This is a genomic window from Pseudoruminococcus sp. (assembly GCF_047012705.1).
Lineage (GTDB): Bacteria > Bacillota > Clostridia > Oscillospirales > Acutalibacteraceae > Pseudoruminococcus.
Genome location: NZ_JBKXNW010000012.1, coordinates 62,278 through 82,565, shown reverse-complemented (window position 1 = coordinate 82,565; position 20,288 = coordinate 62,278). Strand labels below are relative to the sequence as shown.

23 protein-coding genes, 1 tRNA gene and 1 pseudogene are annotated in these 20,288 nt (G+C 32.3%); 18 read left to right on the top strand and 7 right to left on the bottom strand.

All coding sequences use genetic code 11. The features are described from left to right. Window positions 1–5: 5 nt before the first annotated feature. Complete coding sequence (locus tag ACLU24_RS11830) at window positions 6–1,628, top strand: aldolase catalytic domain-containing protein (protein WP_412612868.1); 1,623 nt, start codon at window positions 6–8, stop codon at window positions 1,626–1,628. 169 nt (window positions 1,629–1,797) lie between these two features. On the opposite strand, the pseudogene ACLU24_RS11825 reads toward ACLU24_RS11830, so the two are convergent. The 3 genes and pseudogenes from ACLU24_RS11825 to ACLU24_RS11815 all read right to left on the bottom strand — a co-directional run. Further along, window positions 1,798–1,945: pseudogene (locus ACLU24_RS11825) on the bottom strand (IS200/IS605 family transposase); the annotation flags it as partial. Window positions 1,946–2,493: 548 nt separating this feature from the next. After that, window positions 2,494–3,759 carry a replication-associated recombination protein A gene (locus tag ACLU24_RS11820; RefSeq protein ID WP_412612867.1) on the bottom strand — a complete coding sequence of 422 codons (1,266 nt, stop codon included), beginning with the start codon at window positions 3,757–3,759 and terminating at the stop codon, window positions 2,494–2,496. Between the two features lie 90 nt (window positions 3,760–3,849). Next, window positions 3,850–5,574, bottom strand: a complete 1,725-nt coding sequence (locus ACLU24_RS11815; protein ID WP_412612866.1) for a phospho-sugar mutase — start codon at window positions 5,572–5,574, stop codon at window positions 3,850–3,852. Window positions 5,575–6,211: 637 nt separating this feature from the next. On the opposite strand from ACLU24_RS11815, the gene ACLU24_RS11810 reads away from it, so the two are divergent. After that, entirely contained in the window at window positions 6,212–6,793 is a 582-nt protein-coding gene (locus tag ACLU24_RS11810) for a DUF305 domain-containing protein (RefSeq protein WP_412612864.1), read from the top strand. A gap of 47 nt (window positions 6,794–6,840) precedes the next feature. Here ACLU24_RS11810 and ACLU24_RS11805 read toward each other — a convergent pair. Then, window positions 6,841–6,924: transfer RNA gene (locus ACLU24_RS11805), tRNA-Tyr, on the bottom strand. Between the two features lie 85 nt (window positions 6,925–7,009). Beyond that, window positions 7,010–8,029: a tyrosine-type recombinase/integrase gene (locus ACLU24_RS11800; protein ID WP_412612863.1), complete on the bottom strand. Its 1,020-nt coding sequence runs from the start codon at window positions 8,027–8,029 to the stop codon at window positions 7,010–7,012. 219 nt (window positions 8,030–8,248) lie between these two features. Here ACLU24_RS11800 and ACLU24_RS11795 point away from each other — a divergent pair, with 219 nt between their 5' ends. From ACLU24_RS11795 to ACLU24_RS11785, 3 genes are read left to right on the top strand one after another with little or no spacing between them, the layout of a single operon-like run. After that, complete coding sequence (locus ACLU24_RS11795; RefSeq protein WP_412612861.1) at window positions 8,249–9,058, top strand: ParA family protein; 810 nt, start codon at window positions 8,249–8,251, stop codon at window positions 9,056–9,058. Next, a complete protein-coding gene (locus ACLU24_RS11790) occupies window positions 9,051–10,259 on the top strand; it encodes a ParB/RepB/Spo0J family partition protein (protein WP_412612859.1) in 1,209 nt (402 codons plus the stop codon). Before ACLU24_RS11795 ends, ACLU24_RS11790 begins: the two co-directional genes overlap by 8 nt. Before the next feature lie 6 nt (window positions 10,260–10,265). After that, a complete protein-coding gene (locus ACLU24_RS11785; protein WP_412612858.1) occupies window positions 10,266–10,580 on the top strand; it encodes a hypothetical protein in 315 nt (104 codons plus the stop codon). Here ACLU24_RS11785 and ACLU24_RS11780 read toward each other — a convergent pair. Beyond that, complete coding sequence (locus ACLU24_RS11780) at window positions 10,561–11,262, bottom strand: hypothetical protein (protein ID WP_412612856.1); 702 nt, start codon at window positions 11,260–11,262, stop codon at window positions 10,561–10,563. The two genes, ACLU24_RS11785 and ACLU24_RS11780, sit on opposite strands and share 20 nt — an antisense overlap. Before the next feature lie 121 nt (window positions 11,263–11,383). Between ACLU24_RS11780 and ACLU24_RS11775 the strand changes: the two genes are divergently transcribed. From ACLU24_RS11775 to ACLU24_RS11760, 4 genes are all read left to right on the top strand, one after another. Next, a complete protein-coding gene (locus tag ACLU24_RS11775) occupies window positions 11,384–12,346 on the top strand; it encodes a DUF6017 domain-containing protein (protein WP_412612854.1) in 963 nt (320 codons plus the stop codon). Between the two features lie 404 nt (window positions 12,347–12,750). Next, window positions 12,751–13,032, top strand: a complete 282-nt coding sequence (locus ACLU24_RS11770) for a septation protein SpoVG family protein (RefSeq protein WP_412612853.1) — start codon at window positions 12,751–12,753, stop codon at window positions 13,030–13,032. 194 nt (window positions 13,033–13,226) lie between these two features. Next, window positions 13,227–13,391: a hypothetical protein gene (locus ACLU24_RS11765; RefSeq protein ID WP_412612851.1), complete on the top strand. Its 165-nt coding sequence runs from the start codon at window positions 13,227–13,229 to the stop codon at window positions 13,389–13,391. After that, the gene (locus tag ACLU24_RS11760) at window positions 13,388–13,567 is read left to right on the top strand and encodes a helix-turn-helix transcriptional regulator (RefSeq protein ID WP_412612849.1); all 180 of its coding nucleotides are present in this window, start codon (window positions 13,388–13,390) and stop codon (window positions 13,565–13,567) included. Before ACLU24_RS11765 ends, ACLU24_RS11760 begins: the two co-directional genes overlap by 4 nt. 25 nt (window positions 13,568–13,592) lie before the next feature. Here ACLU24_RS11760 and ACLU24_RS11755 read toward each other — a convergent pair whose 3' ends face one another. Next, a complete protein-coding gene (locus ACLU24_RS11755) occupies window positions 13,593–14,171 on the bottom strand; it encodes a hypothetical protein (RefSeq protein ID WP_412612848.1) in 579 nt (192 codons plus the stop codon). Window positions 14,172–14,214: 43 nt separating this feature from the next. On the opposite strand from ACLU24_RS11755, the gene ACLU24_RS11750 reads away from it, so the two are divergent. From ACLU24_RS11750 to ACLU24_RS11710, 9 genes are all read left to right on the top strand, one after another. Beyond that, the gene (locus ACLU24_RS11750; RefSeq protein WP_412612846.1) at window positions 14,215–14,598 is read left to right on the top strand and encodes a hypothetical protein; all 384 of its coding nucleotides are present in this window, start codon (window positions 14,215–14,217) and stop codon (window positions 14,596–14,598) included. Between the two features lie 15 nt (window positions 14,599–14,613). After that, window positions 14,614–14,913 carry a DUF5052 family protein gene (locus ACLU24_RS11745; protein WP_412612845.1) on the top strand — a complete coding sequence of 100 codons (300 nt, stop codon included), beginning with the start codon at window positions 14,614–14,616 and terminating at the stop codon, window positions 14,911–14,913. A gap of 16 nt (window positions 14,914–14,929) precedes the next feature. Then, window positions 14,930–15,304 (top strand): hypothetical protein, encoded by a 375-nt coding sequence (locus tag ACLU24_RS11740; protein ID WP_412612843.1) that lies wholly within the window; start codon window positions 14,930–14,932, stop codon window positions 15,302–15,304. A gap of 69 nt (window positions 15,305–15,373) precedes the next feature. Then, the gene (locus ACLU24_RS11735; RefSeq protein ID WP_412612841.1) at window positions 15,374–15,667 is read left to right on the top strand and encodes a helix-turn-helix transcriptional regulator; all 294 of its coding nucleotides are present in this window, start codon (window positions 15,374–15,376) and stop codon (window positions 15,665–15,667) included. Between the two features lie 16 nt (window positions 15,668–15,683). Continuing rightward, window positions 15,684–16,334 (top strand): hypothetical protein, encoded by a 651-nt coding sequence (locus ACLU24_RS11730; protein WP_412612840.1) that lies wholly within the window; start codon window positions 15,684–15,686, stop codon window positions 16,332–16,334. Between the two features lie 17 nt (window positions 16,335–16,351). Then, window positions 16,352–16,732 (top strand): single-stranded DNA-binding protein, encoded by a 381-nt coding sequence (locus ACLU24_RS11725; protein ID WP_412612838.1) that lies wholly within the window; start codon window positions 16,352–16,354, stop codon window positions 16,730–16,732. Between the two features lie 25 nt (window positions 16,733–16,757). After that, window positions 16,758–17,114 (top strand): hypothetical protein, encoded by a 357-nt coding sequence (locus ACLU24_RS11720; RefSeq protein ID WP_412612837.1) that lies wholly within the window; start codon window positions 16,758–16,760, stop codon window positions 17,112–17,114. A gap of 358 nt (window positions 17,115–17,472) precedes the next feature. Continuing rightward, window positions 17,473–17,874 carry a plasmid mobilization protein gene (locus ACLU24_RS11715; protein WP_412612836.1) on the top strand — a complete coding sequence of 134 codons (402 nt, stop codon included), beginning with the start codon at window positions 17,473–17,475 and terminating at the stop codon, window positions 17,872–17,874. Beyond that, the gene (locus ACLU24_RS11710; RefSeq protein ID WP_412612834.1) at window positions 17,861–19,699 is read left to right on the top strand and encodes a relaxase/mobilization nuclease domain-containing protein; all 1,839 of its coding nucleotides are present in this window, start codon (window positions 17,861–17,863) and stop codon (window positions 19,697–19,699) included. The genes ACLU24_RS11715 and ACLU24_RS11710 overlap by 14 nt, the downstream gene beginning before the upstream one ends. Window positions 19,700–20,288 lie beyond the last annotated feature (589 nt).

Below are 20,288 nucleotides of genomic sequence, written 5' to 3'. Positions count from 1 at the left end.
ACTATATGAAAAAAGTATCTTTACTTGATTGTACATTGAGAGATGGTGGCTATGTTAATGACTGGAAATTTGGACATAGTCACCTTATAAGTATTTTTGAGCGTCTGATTGATTCTAATGTAGATATTATCGAAATCGGTTTCTTAGATAAAAGAAGACCATTTGATATTGATAGAAGCATTATGCCCGATACAAAGTGTGCTGATAAAATCTATGAAAAATTAGAGCGAAAAAAAACAATGCTTGTTGGAATGATTGATTATGGAACATGTAGTATCGAAAATTTACAACCATGTGAAAATAGCTGTTTAGATGGAATTCGTGTTATCTTTAAAAAACATCTTATGAATCAGGCCATGGAGTTTTGTCGTAAAGTCAAAGCACTTGGATATAAGGTATTTTCACAATTAGTTTCTATAACAAGCTATAATGATGAAGAACTGATGGAACTTATCAATTTAGTAAATGAGGTAAAGCCATATTGTGTATCTATTGTAGATACATATGGTTTACTTTATCCCGAAGATGTACTACATTATTATGAAATATTAGATAATAATGTAGAAAAAGATATACGCATAGGTTTTCATGCACATAATAATTTTCAATTGGGATATGCAAACTCATTAGCTTTTATAGATAAAAAAACGAATCACGATATTGTAGTTGACGGAACACTTTATGGTATGGGGAAAAGTGCAGGTAATGCACCTATTGAATTAATTGCTATGAGATTGAATAATAAATTTAATAAGAATTATAATATTTCACCTATGCTTGAAGCTATCGAAGAAAGTATTATGGAATTCTACTCAAAATCTCCTTGGGGATATAAAATGCTTTTTTATATTTGTGCAAAAAATCGATGTCATCCAAATTACTTTACATATTATGAAAGTAAAAGAAATCTCTCAATATCAAAAATAGACCATATAATGTCAAAGATAGAACCAGAAGAAAAAAAGCTTTTATATGATAATAAAGTTGCAGATGAACTTTATAAAAGCTTTATTGAAGGTGAGTATTCTGACTATAAAGATAGATTAAAATTCGTAAAAGAAATTGCGAGAAAAAGGTTACTTATTCTTGGGCCTGGCAAAAATATACAAATACAAAAAGATAAGGTTAACAGCTTTATTGAAGAATATGCCCCATATATTATTGCAATTAACTATATACCAGATGGTTTTAAAATTGATTGTGTTTTTGTTACTAATGGAAAAAGATATCATGATATGACGCTCAAACTGAAAAATAGCAGTAATATTAAATTTCTTGCTACTACAAATGTTGAATGTAGAAATGGTTCATTTGATTTTGTAATTAATAGAGCGCCTCTTTTAGAAGACAAAGAGAGTATTATTGATAATTCTTTTCTGATGTTACTTAAATTTTTTAAAAGCATAGATATTGATGAATTATATTGTGCTGGCTTTGATGGGTATTCAGATAAAGAAGATAATTATTGCAATCCAACAATGGAATACTTTTTTGTCAAGCAAAAAGCTTCCCACTTAAATTTTCATATGAAAAATGCCATTGCCGATTTTAGAAAAACAATGAATATTAAATTTATTACATATTCAGCGTATGATGAAGTGGAAGATATTAATGGTGCATCAATATAAAATTCTTGTGTTTTGTTATTAAAAAGTCAAATAAAAAAACTTTATAATGCTTATAAAGTATATAGATACATAATAGCCCTACGTAAAATGTGAGGTTTGCAAAACTATTCCATAGGGGCAATATACCCGCATATAAAGGTGCAGAAATGTCTGAGGAATCATCATCGAAATCTTTATAATCCTTAAAGCTTAAACTAATTCATTATATCTTCTATTTCTTGATTTCGGATGTATTCTTGCACTATCTTTTTATTTGCTCTTACTGTACTTACATAATATCCTTTTGCCCAAAATACTCGCCTGTCATACTTATACTTCTATAATTCCCACACGCTTAAAACCACACAATCTTCTCAGTACCTTTCCTACATCACTACTCAATTTCTTATGTATTACTTTTCTCATCCCTATTTCTATTGAACCACAAGCTTAGCTTGTGGTTTTCTTAATACAAAAAAATCTCAGTCATATAAAAGCTAATCTGACTAAGATTTTTATTTTTCTTTGATTTTTCGCTGGCTCGCCGTCTCAGAATCGCATAATTGATTTTGCAGGAGAAGTTTATTGATTCAATTAAGGAAACTAACTACTAAAATGGCGTACTCCGTCCGCTGTTAGAGCAAAAGAGGATTTTAAGGTTTTTCTCTTAAAACCCATTAGGGACTCCGTCCCTCACCCCTGTAGGCTTTTTCAAAAGCTTAAGCAAAACTTTTAAGTATCTTAGGGTAGTTTGTTAGATAAGCGGTAGTTACTTCAACCACATAAAAAAACTTACCTTGCAAATGTTGAGCGAGACTTGCCAGACAATTCTGCGTCTTATCCTGTGCAATCACACCACACGACTTCGCCGTGGATAGGCGCCTAATTATTTTCCTTTGATTTTTCGCCAATATTCCGCAAAAGCTTGCTCGTTTTTATTTTCAGCGGGAATATAATATATAGCGTCCTTTATTGCATCAGGCAAATATTGTTGTTCAATCCAATGGTTTTTAAAATCGTGCGGATAATTATAAAACTGCCCTTTGACCTTTGCGTCTGCCCCGTCATAATGTTTATTTTGTAGTTGCCTTGGAATAGCACCTGTTTTTCCGGCTTTTATATCCTCCACTGCTGAATTTATAGCCATATATGCCGAATTGGATTTCGGTGCAGAGCATACTAAAATCACTGCGTCTGCAAGCGGAATTCTTGCCTCCGGCAAGCCTACCTGCAAGGCTGAATCAACCGCCGCCTTGACTATTGGAATTATCATCGGATATGCCAAACCCACATCTTCACAGGCACAAACAATAAGTCTTCTGCAAACTGACGGCAAATCTCCTGCTTCTAAAAGTCTGCCGAGATAATGCACCGCCGCATTAGGGTCAGAACCTCTCATAGATTTCTGAAAAGCTGAAAGTAAATCGTAATGCTCATCACCTTCTCGGTCATACTTTGCAGCACTCATTTGAGTAAGTGATTTTACAGTTTCGAGTGTAATATGTTTTATGCCGCCCGTTGCACAGGTTGAGAGAACAGAAAGCTCAACCGCATTAACCGCCTTGCGGACATCTCCGCCACAGCCATAGGCTATATGTTCGGCAACTCCATCTTCAAGCTCAATTTTTTCTTCGGACTCTTCACGAAGTATATTATAGGCTCTCTCTACTGTATTAAGAACATCATTCTTTTCAACCCGTTTAAATTCAAAGACGGTCGAACGGCTCAAAATAGCACCGTAAACATAGAAATATGGATTCTCCGTAGTAGATGCAATAAGCGTAATACTACCATTCTCAATAAATTCAAGAAGTGTCTGTTGTTGCTTTTTATTGAAGTATTGAATCTCATCAAGATAGAGCAAAATTCCATTTAAGCCAGAAAAACCTGAAAGTTCAGAAACAATATCCTTTATATCTGCTGTTGATGCAGTAGTACCATTCAACTTACGGAGTGTCATATTTGTACGCTTAGCAATAATTGAGGCAAGTGTGGTCTTTCCGACGCCCGATGGTCCGTAAAAAATCATATTAGGAATTTTGCCCGATTCAATAATATTTCTAAGCGGCATATTTTTGCCAATAAGGTGCTTTTGTCCTGAAATTTCGTCAAGCGTTTGTGGACGGATTCTGTCTGCTAACGGTCTGTTCATAAACCTCAATCTCCAATATCATTTCTGTATGCGAAAACAGCCACAGTATGAAATCTGTGGCTGTTTATTAAATTAATTTTTATTCAGTAATTATAAGCCTAATTTTGTTTCCATATCCTTGCCAAGCTTATCGCAAAGAGCAAGGGATTCTTCTCTTGTCTTACCAACAGAAGTAAGGTAAAGCTTAATCTTAGGCTCTGTGCCTGATGGACGAACAATAACAGCTCCGCCATCTGCAAGTGAATATGAAAGAACATTTGACTTTGGAAGATTGATAACTTCCTCTGTGCCTGCCTTCAAGTCCTTAGCAACTGAAAGCTTATAATCGGCTGTTGCAACAACTTCGATACCTGAAACTTCAGCAGGAGGATTATCGCGAAGACCACTCATAATATTAGCCATTTTCTCCATACCTGATGCACCGTCAAATTCGAAGCTGAGAGTTCTGTTGATATAGTAGCCATATTCTTCATAAACGCTGTTCATAACTTCATAAAGGCTCTTGCCTTTCTTTCTGTAATATGCAGCCATCTCGCAGATAAGCATAGATGCAACAACAGCGTCCTTATCTCTTACATATGTGCCGGCAAGGTAGCCGTAGCTTTCCTCAAATCCGAATACATATCTTGATTCTTCGCCATTCTTTTCAAGTCCAAGAATCTGCTCGCCGATATACTTAAAGCCTGTGAGAACATTTCTGAGTTCACAGCCATACTTTTCGCAAATTCTTTCAACAAGCTTAGATGTAACGATTGTTTTAACTGCAACCGGCTTTTCAGGAAGTGTACCGTTAGCTTTTCTGCAAGAAAGAACATAATCCATAAGAAGGATACCTGTTTCGTTACCTGTGAGAAGTCTGTAACCGTCCTCTGTCTTAACTGCAATACCTACACGGTCGCTATCAGGGTCGGTAGCGAGAAGTAAATCTGCTCCAACCTTTTCAGAAAGCTTTAAGCCGAGGTCGAGTGCTTCTCTGATTTCCGGGTTAGGATATGGGCAAGTTGTGAAATTGCCATCCGGATTTTCCTGTTCAGGAACTACTGTAATATCTTCAACACCGATTCTTGCAAGAATCTTGCGAACAAGCTTATTACCTGCGCCGTTAAGTGGAGTATAAACTACTTTGAGTCCTGCGTTCTTGCAAATATCTTTATTGACTGTCTGAGCCTGAACATTATCAAGATAAGTTTCATAAACGTTCTCATCAACCCACTCGATAAGACCGCTCTTAATGCCCTCTTCAAAATCAACAAGCTTAACACCATTGAAGATGTCAACCTTTTGAATTTCATCATAAACTGTGCCAGCGTTTACATCTGTCATCTGACAGCCATCTTCGCCATAGCACTTATAGCCGTTATACTTTGCAGGGTTATGGCTTGCTGTAACCATAATACCTGCCTTACATTTAAGCTCTCTTACGAGGAATGAGAGAACCGGTGTTGGCTGAAGTTCTCTTGAAATATAAGCCTTAATGCCATTTGCTGCGAGAACTCTTGCAGCCTCTTTTGCAAAATAATCCGCCTTGATTCTTGAATCATAAGAAATAGCAACAGCAGCTTCGCCATACTTTTTTTTGAGGAAGTTTGCCAAGCCCTGAGTTGTACGGCGGACAACATAGATATTCATTCTGTTTGTACCGGCACCGATAACACCTCTCAGACCTGCTGTGCCGAATTCGAGTTCACGATAAAATCTTTCGTAAACTTCATTTTCATCATCTGCAACTGACTTTAATTCTGCGATAAGGTCAGAATCGTCAACGGCATTTTCAAGCCAAAGATTAAATTTATTTTTTACATTTATTTCGCCCATAAATAACATCTCCCATGAGTATATTCTTGTTCAAAACTTTCCCATAATAGTATATACTTTCATATTCTCAATTATATCACGAAATCTTTTTTCTTTCAACATCAGCTTTAGAAAATTATTACATTTCTATCAACTGTAACATTGTTTTTTCTCACTGTAATAATAAATCAGTAAATATTCACTATTTTCACCAATGAATTTGTGTAAATATAATAATATGCGTTTGAATCGTAGATTAAATAAAATTAAAAGTTTCGCGCAAGCCTTTTCAAAGGCTTGCGGACTCCAAAGGCAGAGCCTTTGGTGGGTCTTAAGGGCGAAGCCCTTAACTTGTTTTTTTCTAAGTGCGAATTTTGTTCGCACTTTAATTACTAATGTTGATAATAAGAGAAAATTAAGCGGTGGACTTCGTCCACCGCTTTAGGAGCAAAGAATGTTAAGGGCGTTGCCCTTAAAACCCATGAGGGACTCCGTTCCTCAACCCTACAAGCTTTTGAAAAAGTTTGAGCAAAACTTTTATCTGTCTTAAGAAAGATGGTTAACTAAGGGGTAATAATATCAAGGAAATTTTAAATTCACACTAAACAAACAGCTTGAATATACTATTAAGAGTATTATTTCAGGAGGTAGGATTTTTATGAATAAGGCAAATACCCCACCAAAAATAAGCAATGTTGCAAGGCGTTATCTTGACACATTTTCCGTTATCCTTGATACTATGATTCGCTGTATGACAGAATTTAAACTTACAGACAGCATTTCCTGTAACTTCATAAAGCAAATGATTCCACACCATCGAGCCGCAATAGATATGTCATTAAACATACTTAGATACACTACCGACATAGAAGTACAGAACATAGCGCTTAACATAATTGCAGAACAAACTAAGAGCATAGACGATATGGTTTCAATTGAGGTTTGTTGTCGTGCCAAGACTAATTCGCCTATTCAGCTCAAGCCATATATGAGAACATATAACGAAATTACACAAAAGATGTTCAGTGAAATGAAATCCTCGCCACAAACTAATAATGTAAACTATAATTTTCTTTGCGAAATGATTCCACATCATATGGGTGCTGTAAGAATGAGCGAAAATGCTATGAGGTATTCCATTTGTCAGGAACTTCGACCAATTATCAGCGCCATTATACGCTCTCAAAAGGAAGGTATAGCAAAAATGCAAGTATTGGCACGGCATTATCAATCGACATAAACATATAACTAAACAAAAAAGCCTTCTGCATGATGCAGAAGGCTTTTTGGTGGGAGAGGGTGGATTCGAACCACCGAAGCCGAAACAACAGATTTACAGTCTGCCCCATTTGACCGCTCTGGAACTCTCCCATATGTAAGGGCTGTCTTTTGAACAGCCCTCTTTTTAGTCTGGAGCTGGTGGACGGATTCGAACCCCCGACCTGCTGATTACAAATCAGCAACGATAAAAATAAGATGATGATATATAATCGCAAAACACATCAATAGATATATTCATTTTAGTTTCTTTTAGGTGTGTGTATATTGACAAAGTAGTAGAAACATCTGAATGTCCCAATAATTTCTGTGCAGATAAAACATCTACACCAGAAGAATAAAGTAGTGTAGCATATGTATGTCTAAGCATATGAGGAGTTATTTTATCTACTTTCTTTTTTATTCCCTTTGGATTGTATATACTTTGGCTTGCCTGTTTAATTGTTGCATAATTATGGCTAAGTTGATTGTTATATGATTCCCACAATCTTTTCCAAGATGACGGTGTATGCATATCCCCCTCAGTATTACAGCAAACAAATCTGGAATTTGATTTGGTTTGATATTCTTTAAGTTCTTCTAATATTTCATTTGGCACTGGAATAATTCGTGGCTTACCATTCTTTGTTCCACTCTTGATACTATACTTATTAGAAGATACTCGTTCTACTGATTTAATTATAGATAAAGAAGATTTTTCAAAATCTATATCAGTCCATTGCAAAGGGATTAATTCTCCTGTACGCAATCCGCAAAATGTCATTATCAGTGCTGGTAATCTTGCTCTATGAGATGTACTAACAATCCACCCTATCTCACTATCATTCAATGCTCTACGAGTGGTTTTAGGTGCATTTCGAGGTATTTGAATTTTTCTTGCAGGATTCTTATCATAATTAGAATTATCAGCAGCATATTCAAAAATTTTAATAGCTACATTTTTGATGTCCTTTAATAGCTTTTTTGAAGAGGGTTTATGAGTTTTTGGATTTTCAAACGCTAAATTTGAAATTAGTTCATCAAAGTGCATTGGTTTAATTAAATTAATTGCAGTATCACTAAAAAAATCTATTAGATAATTCACTTGACTATCAATAGTTCTTTTATAAGTTGCAGATAAACCAATAAGCTTTTGTTTCTTCCATTTCTTTGCCCACTCGCTGAATGATGAATTTTCATCTAAGATTATTAGTTCCATATTTAAAACCTACTTTCTGTTGCAACAGAATTGATTATAAATATTTTATAATTGTCTGTCAACATTTATAAAATATTTCTATTCTATAAATATTTATATTAAACAAGTTGAACAAAAAGTATTTATTTTTAGGTTATAAGTATTTGATATTAAGCCGATTACAAATGTACTCGGCTTTTTATTATATAAAAAATTATTGCGATTAAGGAGAATGCGACTATGAAAACAAAGAAACCAAAGAAACCAATTATCATTGCTATTGCAAATCAAAAAGGTGGAGTAGCAAAAACCACAACCGCCATCAACATCGGTGTCGGGCTTGTTATGCACAATAAAAAGGTGCTTCTTGTTGATACAGATAATCAAAGTCACCTCAGCCGTTGGCTTGGTTATGCTCAAGATGGAAAACCAACTATTTCAGAGCTTATCTGGCAAACGGTTTCAAAAAATAAACAGCTTATTTCAGAAGCAATCAGACATTCTGAGATTGAAAATATAGATTATATACCATCAAACTTTATGCTCGCAGGCATAATCTCAATCTTAGGCACAGACAGTGATAGCACTGGTGTATTTTCAAGATTATTTGCTGATGAAACTTTTGAAGATTATGACTATATAATCATTGATTGTCCTCCAACACTCGATTTGCTTGTATCAAATGCACTGAAAGCGTGTGATAAGGTGCTTATTCCAGTACAATCTGATTACTGGGCATATGAGGGCGTAGACCAACTGCTCGCAACATTACAGCGTGTAAAGCAGACAACTAATGTTGAGAAGTTTGTGCTTGGTATGTTGGTTACAATGTTTAATAATCGTACAAACTCCGCAAAGGCTATTGTAGAAGCTCTAAAAGATAGCTATGGTAACTTTGTATTTGACACTGCAATCTCATATCGAGATGAGGTCAAGGTTGCATCAATTACTCACAAAAGCCTTGTCGGAAGAAAGAGCAGTGTAACAGGGCAACAATATATGGCAGTAGTTGATGAAATTATAAGCAAGGAGGATAACATCAATGGCTAAACCAAAGCTCAATATACAAAAACAAGGATTTCCAAGTGTTGCGGACGCATACAATGATATTCTTGGTATAAAAAGTGATAACCAGTATGTAAATCTTCCACTTTCTTCGCTTGAGGAAATAGATAATCAGCCATTTCCAATAAATGAATCAAAAATAGAACAGATAGCTGATAGCATTGAAAATGTTGGTGTTATCGAACCTATTATAGTCGTTAAAGACGGCGAAAAATACAAAATTTTGTCGGGAAGACATCGTTTTAGAGCTTGCAAAAAGCTTGGTAAAGATGATATTCCTTGTTATATAAAAAATGTACAAGCTGATGATGATATTGCGAGATATATCATTATTGCAACTAATACGGACCGCAATAATGAATATAAACCGAGCGTATATGCAAAAGCTTATGCAGAGCAGCTGTCATTAATGAAAAAACTTGGTAAGAAATCAACTGTATCAGCAATAGCGGAGCAGAATGGTCTGAGCCGTAAACAGATATATCGCTATATAAGGCTTACAAATCTCATTCTGGAAATGCAAGGCTTAGTTGATGATGGAATTATAAGTATTGAAACAGCAGTTGAATTTTCTTTTCTTTCGATAGAAAAACAGTCCTCACTATATAACTACATAGGTGGTTTTGAAAAATCTTATATATCAAGTTTATTAAACCTATCCATTGCTAAATATATTCGAGGATTGGAATTAAGCGATAATGAGTTTGATGAACATATTCAAGATATTGTTACTGGCAGATTTAATAAGCCAGTTGAGCAAATTACTGTTGAGCCTGAACAGTTATATTCAGATAAATCTGAAATAGATAGCTCTGATGAAGATACTATTCAGGATATAGAAGTTAAAAAATCGGATGCACCTAAAATATCAGAAACAAGCATTTCTGAAAAAAGCTTTGAAAATGAAATAACAGATAATTACGAAGATACTGTTTCTGATGAAACAGATACAGAAACTCAGTCTGATTACCAAGAAGAGCATAAAACCATAGATATTACAGCAGATATGTACAAAAGAAGTCCTGAAGAAATAAATGATATGTGTGATTCGGGAATGTTCAACGAAATAATAGAGGGTTATATTCTTCTTGCCTGTGATGAAGCTGGTAAGGAACTTGGTATAAATCTTAGTAATCTCTTGAGTATATACTCTGCTCAAGACGCACGAAATAGATATATGAGGTAATATATTATGGAATATTTCTGGATTTCTTTTGCATTACAAATAATTATACTTCCTTTGGCATTATCAAAATCAGCTGTTAATCTTGATATATTAAATACAGCTTTATGTATGTTAATCGCAGGAATACTTGTTATTGTTTCATCATTAAGTATAGGTACTTCCTCACTTTTGGAACTTTTCTCTTTAGTATTTTGTTTCTTGGGGACATTGAATGAAGTTGATAATATGCGTTTTGGAAATATAAAAAAAGCAAGGCTTCATATATTACTTTGGATTTTAATTGGAATCATAATTTTAAATATTATAACTTTTTTTGTATAATACTTTTAAGCCCTTCATAAAAAGATTTATCATATTTTTCCTGAATATTTGCAGGTATATATTCATTTCGGCTAAGAACACGTTGTATATAGTCAAATTTTATCGCTCTTTTTAATTCATTTTGCTTTATTAGAAGAATAATAAGAGCACCGGATAAAAATATCGATGAAAACAATATTCCAATGTTATTTTCAATAATGACTTCTACTACCAATATAACTGATAAAAGTAAAATGATAAATACTATAATCCAAATCATCATCCAATTATTTAACTTTATTCCAAAATAACTAACATTACCTAATTTTATATTTATATTTTCAAAACAATCTATATCTTTTTCTATATCTTTATTTTTCCTTATGAATTTCTTGTATGTTTTATTTTTACTTCCCTCTTTATTCAAACAATCAGCAATTTTAGCATTACAGATAATCATAGCTTGACGAGTAGCATTAAATTTTTCACTATCTTGTATATTATTGCGGTCTAATAACTTAAAAGCTAATGTATCCAAATCATTGCTTAATCTAATTATCTTATTTATATACTTAGATTCTTTAAGAAAATCTAAATCCTGTATTAGCTTAATTCGTCTTTGATTCAATTCAATTACATCTCGAATGTTCTCCAAGGAAAAAATATAATTATACTCAATATCTGATAGCTCTGAAATATTCAAGCTTATCACCCTTTCTATTTTGATAATATATTGTATCAAAAATCATCAAATAAATAAACACAAATCCGTTCTGATATTCAGGACGGATTTTTAATTATTTCGATTATGGAGGTTGCGAAAAATGACAAAATCAAGAACATCAAATTCATCAGTTTGCAGAGTACATAAGAATGCAAACTATACTGTAATGAGTAATTATCATCTACAATCCCGCAATTTATCATTAAAAGCTATTGGATTGCTCAGCAAAGTATTTTCTCTTCCTGATGACTGGGATTATTCCATTGCTGGCTTGACTTGCATTTGCAAAGAAAACGAAACAGCTATTAAATCTGCCCTTAATGAGCTGAAAGAATGGGGATATTTAACTGTCACAAAGCTCATGCCAAGTGAAACAAAAAGTGGACGCATTGAGTATGTGTATGACTTCTATGAGTATTCAGATAAAGATACACATTCACGAGAAGGTACACCGGTAAAGAAAGCTCATATAAAAAAACAAGAAGTAGAAAATCCACCCCTTGAAACATCTGAAATTACTTCTATGAAACAAGAAGTAGAAAAACAAGAGGTAGAAAATCTACCCCTTGAAATTCTACAGGTAGAATTTCTACCGACAGAAAATCAAGGACAATTAAATACTAAAGAATCAATTACTAAAAAACAAAGTACTAATTATCTTATCAATCAATCTCTTACTGATGATGAGATTGATAAGATGAAGTGTGAAATAGAAAATCGTATAGGATATAAACGACTTGTCAGTAACTATGGCGATATTGTTGATGGCATTGTTGACATTATGCTTGATGTATATTCATCCACTGGTACAGTGCAGATATGCAATCAAGCAAAGCCTATCAAGCTTGTACAGCGTGTATTTGACAAACTTGATGAGGTAACAGTTGAGTATGTTTTAGATTGCTTCAAAGTAGCAAGTTCACGCAATCCAATCAGAAATATCAAGAAATACTTGCTGGCAGCCTTATACAACGCTCCAATGACCTCTGACGCATATTATAGTGCCGAGGTTAATTATGATTATGGAGGTACGGAAAATGACGATTATGGATATGAAGATTAGGTAAATATAAATCATGTTGATTAAATTTCTAATGGTTATCTTTGGTATTGTTTTGATTATATTAGTACATGACTACTATGAAAATCGAAAAAGTTCAAAATTAAGATATATGTTGTACTTGTTTTTAAAGATAGTATATATATATTATATTATATACTATCTTTTTGAATTTGTTATATTTAATTTATATAATATATTTTTAAAATTAAATATGAGTAAAATAATGCCAATAAATCCTATAATCAGCCTATGTTCCAATGTTTTATTTTATATAATTAATATACTTATTTTTACTATACTTACTATAATTCATTTTAATAAGAGTAACAAATCGAAACAATTATAAAATATTTAAAGCAGTTTTAAAAATCAGGACCGCTTTTCAATTATTGGAGGTACAGAAAATGACAATTACAGATATAGTAATTGAAACTGAAGAAGTACAAAATGCTAAACCCCAAAGAAGATTAGCTAAAGCTCGTATTGTCATTGATGGAAGCTTGAAAATCAATGATATACAGATTCTCAAAAACAATAAGCGAATGTTTGTTGAGTTTCCTTGCCCTCAAGGAAATTCCTCGAATCCATACATTATTCCTCTCAACCGTAACATAAGAGCTTACATTGAGAGAGAAATCATTGGAAAATATCTGAGCGAAAGGAAATGGCATAATGATATGTCCTGATTTTCAGCGAATGATGGAACAAATATTACAAGGAAATCATGAACTATATTTGATAATTAAATTTTTATATTGGTTTAATGCTTTATCAATTTTACCACATATCTTCATAGTTATTGATTTACTTCCAAAATTATTAAATGATATATTAAGTAATAATATAAAAAAATTATAATGTAACGGTAGGAGGAATCAGAATGTACTGTGATAAAAACTGTATAGCAAATCTTGATGGTAAGTGCTGCATTAGTGATTGCAAAGGTCAGTTTGTTGGATTCAGCTTTAGAAATACAGACAAGGAACAATGTACAAGGCTTTATGAAATGGCAAGAACTATTTTTACAAAGGAGAAGAACAAATGAAAAATGAAATTAAAATCAGAGTACGAGATTTAAGAAAGGCAAGAAATATAACACAGGTACAGCTTGCACGAACACTTTGTGTTTCAAAACAAAGCGTGTCAAATTGGGAAAATGATAATATTCTTCCCTCAGTTGAAACACCTGTAAGAATCACTAAGTATTTTTTGTACACATAGATTATTTACTTAGTTTAGATATTATTCAATTAAAAGATTGATATGGAAATTTACTCAATAGTTCCAATAAACTTATTATAGTGGCTAAAAATGTAGTTATTGTTGCTATAATAGATGTTATATTTTTTATCCATAAAACTGTATTAGAGAATTTATTATTAAATATCTTTGAAAAAAATTTGTCAGTTATGGATTTGATAAATTTAAATATATCTACAATCAAATTAATTAAAAATAAAATCGAGCCTAATAATAGCCAAAACATAAATATATACAATATCACATTACCTCTTCCTCCTAAATATACATATACCCAGAATACTAATGAAATAGCTGTTATTATTAACATCATTGCATAGATTGATATTTTATAAAAAATTTGTTCTCGCTTTTTTTCATTTAATGGAGTTAATATAAAACCAAAAGAAAAAGAGCATGATGATGCAAATAAACAAAACATATATAAATTAATATCAGATTCCCCACTTTTAATACCAATCATAGAAAAAATAACACCACAAATAAATAAAGAAAGTATTAATTTATATAAAAAGGATTTATTTTCAACTTTGTGTTTAATATGTATCTTTATTTCTTTTATCATAAGAGTAACACCTCTATTCATTAATTTTATAGGAGATATAAAAATGTATAATATTAATATTAACCTGGTAATGCTCATTATATTTGTAATAATTGCACTTCCATCTTTAGTTGTTTTATTACTTTTGTATAATAAGGAAGTTTATAAAAATTATTATAAGAATAAAAAGATAGCAATAAAAATAATTAAATCGTGCAAAAACATTCATACTTTTTATGAATTAAAAACTTTGTTGCCATATTCATCGGGTTTAACATATGAAGATATATTTGATATAAATTTCAATATTGTTAGTGATATTGAAGATGATACAGAAATAATAATTACACTATATTTTTCTGACAGCATTATCATAGAAAAATTGACAGAAAAATTAATTGAACCTGATTTAGTTAATCTAAAAATAGGTAGTATAAATAAATTATAACAAGAGGAATGACAAATGAAAAATAAATTTTCATCAGCTAGACTTAAAAAAATTATTGTAATTACAATTTCGGTGAGTGTCTTAATTGTTTCTATGGCTGCTTGCTCAAGTTTCAATAGAAAAATTAAAGACACAACATCAGACTTTGGAGGTGGGTTGAACAGAACAATTACAATTTATGATTATAATGGAAACATTATAAAAACATATGAAGGAAAATGTGATATCGAAGAAAGCGAAAATAAAGTGCTTTTTGATATAAATGGTAAGCGTACTATCATATATAATGCTATCGTTATCGCAGAAGAAAATTAAAATAGGAGAAAATTATATGGACTTTAACAATGCAGATTATTTGAATAAATTTTTTACAATATCTTTGATAATTCTTGCACCTTTTATTATATATGCTAAAGTTTCCAAAGTAACAGATTGCAAAAATAGATGGAAACTTGCTCAAGAAATATTGAATATCAGTAAAAAAAGTCAGAAAATTTCAGAATTAAAGGATTCATTATCTAAGATAACTTCATTGACTTATTTAGAATTATTTGACATAAATACTGATAATGATTTTGATGATAATGAAGAAATATCCATCTCTTTGTATTATAAAGATAAAACTATAAAATATAAAATATCAGAAAAATTAAATCACCCTTGGCTTTATTCTGATATAAAAATTGGCGAAATTAATTCAATGTAAATTATATCAGAATTATATCATAAAATATGAGAATTCACAACAAAATAATATAGTAAGGAGAAATGACAAATGAAAAATGAAATTAAAATCAGAGTACGAGATTTAAGAAAGGCAAGAAATATAACACAGGTACAGCTTGCAAAAACACTTTGTGTTTCAAAACAAAGTGTGTCAAATTGGGAAAATAATAATATTCTCCCTTCTGTCGAAATGCTTGTAAGAATCGCTAAGTATTTTTCGGTCAGTACAGATTATCTGCTTTATTTGGACGATAGAAAGTATGTAGAAACTACAAATCTCGACAAAAAACAAATAGCTCACTTCCAACAGCTTATGGATGATGTAGCGAAAAATAATATTTAAGAATGGAGCTGACTATATGAGTGCGGAATACTATGACAGCAGATTTCGAAAAAATCTTTTAGAACTGCTTTCAAGTTGCAGGAAAATGTTCCAACAGATAGAGCTGTCCTCAACAGATAAAGATTATAATTTTTTCATAACAGATACAATTAAAAAGGTTGACGAGGCTTATAAAATTGTAAGCCCTTCACCTTTTGATTTTCTATCTGAAAAAAAACTTGAGAAACTGCAATCAGATGAATTCTTAAAACAGAAAGCTGATGAACTTGACAAAAAACTTAAAAGTGTAAGAAAAGATGTTGCTGATGAGTTGCGTGAAAAAATCGAAAAGGAAATGTTGCAACAATATAAAGAAAAGCTAACCGAAGAAATTCAAGAACAAGTTATCAAGGATTATCGAAAACTGCTTACAGAAGAAATCAGAGCTGAGCTTACTCCTATAATCAAAGAAGAATGCAAGCAAGAGCGTAAACTTAAAAAAGCTCGTAAGAGAGCTAAAACGCTTGAACTTATACAAAATGAAATTTTAAGTATCTCTCAGGAAACTAAAGCTAAGGCTTCTAACGATAACGCAAATGAAAAAAAGTCGACACAAAATATTGAAAGCGATACTGACGAAGATGAGTTCGATGTTACTCCAGAGCCGGATATAGATAGCATTGGATAAGGAAAGGAAAATGTAATATGTTAAACAAAGTAATGTTACAGGGCAGACTAACAGACTACCCTGAACTAAAGCATACAAAATCAAACAAAGCTGTTGTTGATTTTTTCTTAGCAGTTGAAGAAAACCGAGCCGTCAATGGAGAAAGAAATTCAAATTTCTTTCGATGTGAAGCTTGGGGAAGTACCGCAGAATTTATCTGTAAATACTTTGAAAAGGGGCAGCAAATTATTGTTGATGGTAGGCTCTCATCAAATACATATACTGACAAGGATAATGTAAAACGCACAAATATATTCATAGTAGTTGAGGGTGTGAATTTTTGCGGAGCTAAAAGTTCAGAAGCTCAACAAAAAGAATTTGAAAATTCTTTTGATACTGATATGGATGTAATAAGTTAAAAATTTATTGAAAGGGAAAGATGATATGAGTAGATATGATGATAAAATAAAAAGTAATTTGGAGAAGATAGCAAAGCTGCAAGATGAGATTGAAAAAAGAAAAGCTAAGATTATTAACTTGCAGACTGAAAACAAACAGCTTCAAGCAGAAAAGGATAACGAATTTAGCCAAACTCTTCTCAAGAAACTTGCAGAGCTTGGAATAAATTCTCCAGAGGACAGAGTAGCACTTATGAGCAAACTTGAAGATTTTGCACTGGAGCAGGAAATTGCAAAATCCGAAGCAAAGGCACAAAGTGAAATTTCTTCATTATCTTCTGATTCAGAAACTTCACAGAAAACTGAAAAGTTTTCAACAACTGCTCAATCAAAAGAATATTAAAATCGTGAGATTGCCAGAATGACACTCTTACGATTTTTTTCATTTTTACAGTTTCTGAATTTGGAACAAATTTCAGAAATCTGTAAATTTGGTGAGCGAAAGCGATTTTAAAATTTTGCAAAATGCAAAATTTAGGGTTTTAGGGTTATCCCCTAACAAGCGATTTTGTACACCAAATGGTGTACAAAATCTCTGCTTGCGACCTTGAATTTTGCAAGCAAAATTCAATCTGTTTTTCCGCAGAAAAACAGACCGCCGGAGGCGGGGTCCGTTTCTGTTTCGTCCACCTTTTTAAAGGTGGCAGAGTTCAAGGGACAGCGTTCCTTGTCGAAACTGCTATGAAAGGAGTTGAAAATATATGTCAGAAGAAAAGAAAAGTTGCAGAGTATACTTAAGAGTTACTCCGTCGGAGTTAAATGAATTACAGAAAAAAGCTAAACAAGCACATATGAGTATTTCAAGCTATATCATTCATTTATCAGAAAACAAAAAAATAATCGTTTCTGAAAACATTCCTCGACTTCTTGTGGAGGTAACTCGTATTGGCACGAACATAAATCAGATTGCACATATTGGCAATTCACAGAAATATGTCAACAAACAGCAGCTTGACGAAATCGCAAATTTGCTTGAAGATGTAAAATCAATAATGCAAAAAATTCTATCTGAAATATATAATGAAGATGAACATACATTCAGAAGTCTGGAAAAAAAGATAGATAAACTTCTGGAAAAGGTTGATAAAGATGGCAATCTGTAAAGAGGTAGAAAAGAAAATCAAATCTCATCAATATGTTTACGATTCGATTGCCTATGCCCTATCGCCTGAAAATAGTGACGGTGATGAAAAATGTTTTCAAGCAACTTGTTTAAATTGTGATAACAATGGAGCAGATAGCTTATCTGAACAATTCTATGCTGTTAGAAAAATGTTTGATAAAGACAATAAAATTTTAACACATCATTATGTGCAAAGCTTTTCTCCAAATGAAAAAATCACTCTTGAGCTTGCACATAGAATTGGTGTAGAGCTTGCTCAAAAAATTGCTCCGGGATTTCAAGTTATTGTTTCAACTCATATTGATAAAGACCATATACATAATCACTTTTTAATCAATTCTGTAAATATTGATACGGGAATGAAATGGAAAGCTGATAAAGCTACAAGAAAGAATATGCGTAAAGTTAGCGATACAATTTGTAAACAATACGGACTAAGCACTATAAAAAACGAATCTGGACTGAGTGGTATTGACCAAGCGACCCAAAAACTTGCAGAACAGGGTAAGTCTTGGAAAGTAGAATTATGCATGGCTCTTGATGAAGCAACTCAGATATGCAACAGTAAAAAAGAATTTATTGAGTTTATGAAACACAAGAATTTCATTATAACCCGATATGAAAAAGATATAACATTTCAAAAGGTCGGTGAGAAAAAGAAAATCAGAGTTAGCAGGCTTGCAAGACAATTTGGAGATTGTTATACAAAAGAAAATCTTGAAAAGCTGATGGGATTTTATCATTTACCTAAGCAATCGGAGATTTCTAAACCATATGAAAAGAAAAAAATTCAGACAAATTTCAAAAGCGAATTTGAAAAATATGAGCAAAATTATTTCAGAAAAAATCCACCGCCTGCTAAAGTACAAGAATTGAAAACTTTGAAAAGACTGATTAAAAATTCTCGTAATCCTCTTTTAATGTTGCTCTTTATCATTATGATACTGCTTATAAGACAAAGGAAGCAACGAAACAGGCTCGATAGAAAATACAGTCTGCTTCATATATATAGCAGGCAAGCGAAATATAAAGTAAAGAAAATCTCGTTAGAGGAAAAACTTGATAAGATAGAAAAAATACAAACCACTGCCGGAAACATACCTTATAAAAATCTTATCGAATCACAAGGCGAAAATTATCGTGTCAGGCTTGCACTTTCTGCTGTGCCAAAGCTTTATGCTTATCCGTTTTTCTTTTCCGCAAAACTGTATAAAGATTATGCTCTTGTTACTATTAAAGAAAAAGACAAGAAGTTACTACAGACCGCACTTGAGGTCGAAGATATACAAGTTTTAGAAAAACATAATAAGCACTACACTCCGTTGAATGATTATTATGAGTTAAAAGCACGAGCTGAAAAATTTGGAGTCAAAGTAGAATTTTTGAATATTCAAAAGGAGCAGTTAAGCAAACTTGATGATGAAAAGGATAGATTTGTTGCGATTGAAACAAAAGAAGGAAAAATTCGTTTAGCATTTCTTCCGCAAAATAAAGATTATATATTACATACTCTTTATCCTGAAAAGTATAAAGATAGTAATTTATTTTCTGTTGTAAGAAATTCAAAGGTTAATACAAGACTTCGCAGTGAAGCATTGCTTGAAGGTCAAGAAATGCATTATCGTTTTTTGACAAAATCACAAGTTGAACAACTTGCAGCAAGTGGCAATGATGAACTTTTTGCAGTCTTTAATAAAAATGCAAAAGGTGAAAGCTTAGGCGAAAGTTATAATATTGCATTTAAGGAGAGTGACGAACAGAAAATTAATGAAGCATTAAATCATACAAATAAAAGAAAATTATAACAATAAACATCCGAAAAATTTCCCTGTGAAATGTTGACTTTTACACTTTAAAGTGATAAAATCTTAATTAAGAGGAGGATATTCAAGTGGCGATAAAATATCGTGAAGCAGTAGACTTGAGAATGTCTACAAGACAAGAGCTTACCTCATCACCTGAAAATTGGTTGAAGTTTTTAAGGACAGCTTCAAACACTTACAAATATAATTTTTTTGACCAGCTACTTATATTTGCACAGTTTCCTAATGCAAAAGCTGTTGCGGTATTTGATGTGTGGTCGAAAACATTTGGAAGAAAAATTCGTGAAGGCGAAAAAGGTATAGGCTTAATTGATGATAAAGGAGAATATCCAAGAATTAAATATGTTTTCGATATTTCTCAAAGTTCACCTATACAACCTAAAAAACAGCAGCCATATATATGGGAGCTTACAGAAGAAAATCATCAGGAAGTTGCTTTTCTTCTTTCTTCTGATAAAAACAAGTCTATTGAAAATGCTTTAGCAGATACAGTAGAAGATACTGTTAATGAGATGATTGATGATTATGTCAATAATTCACTTAATGAAGATAACTCTATTAAACCTGAAAA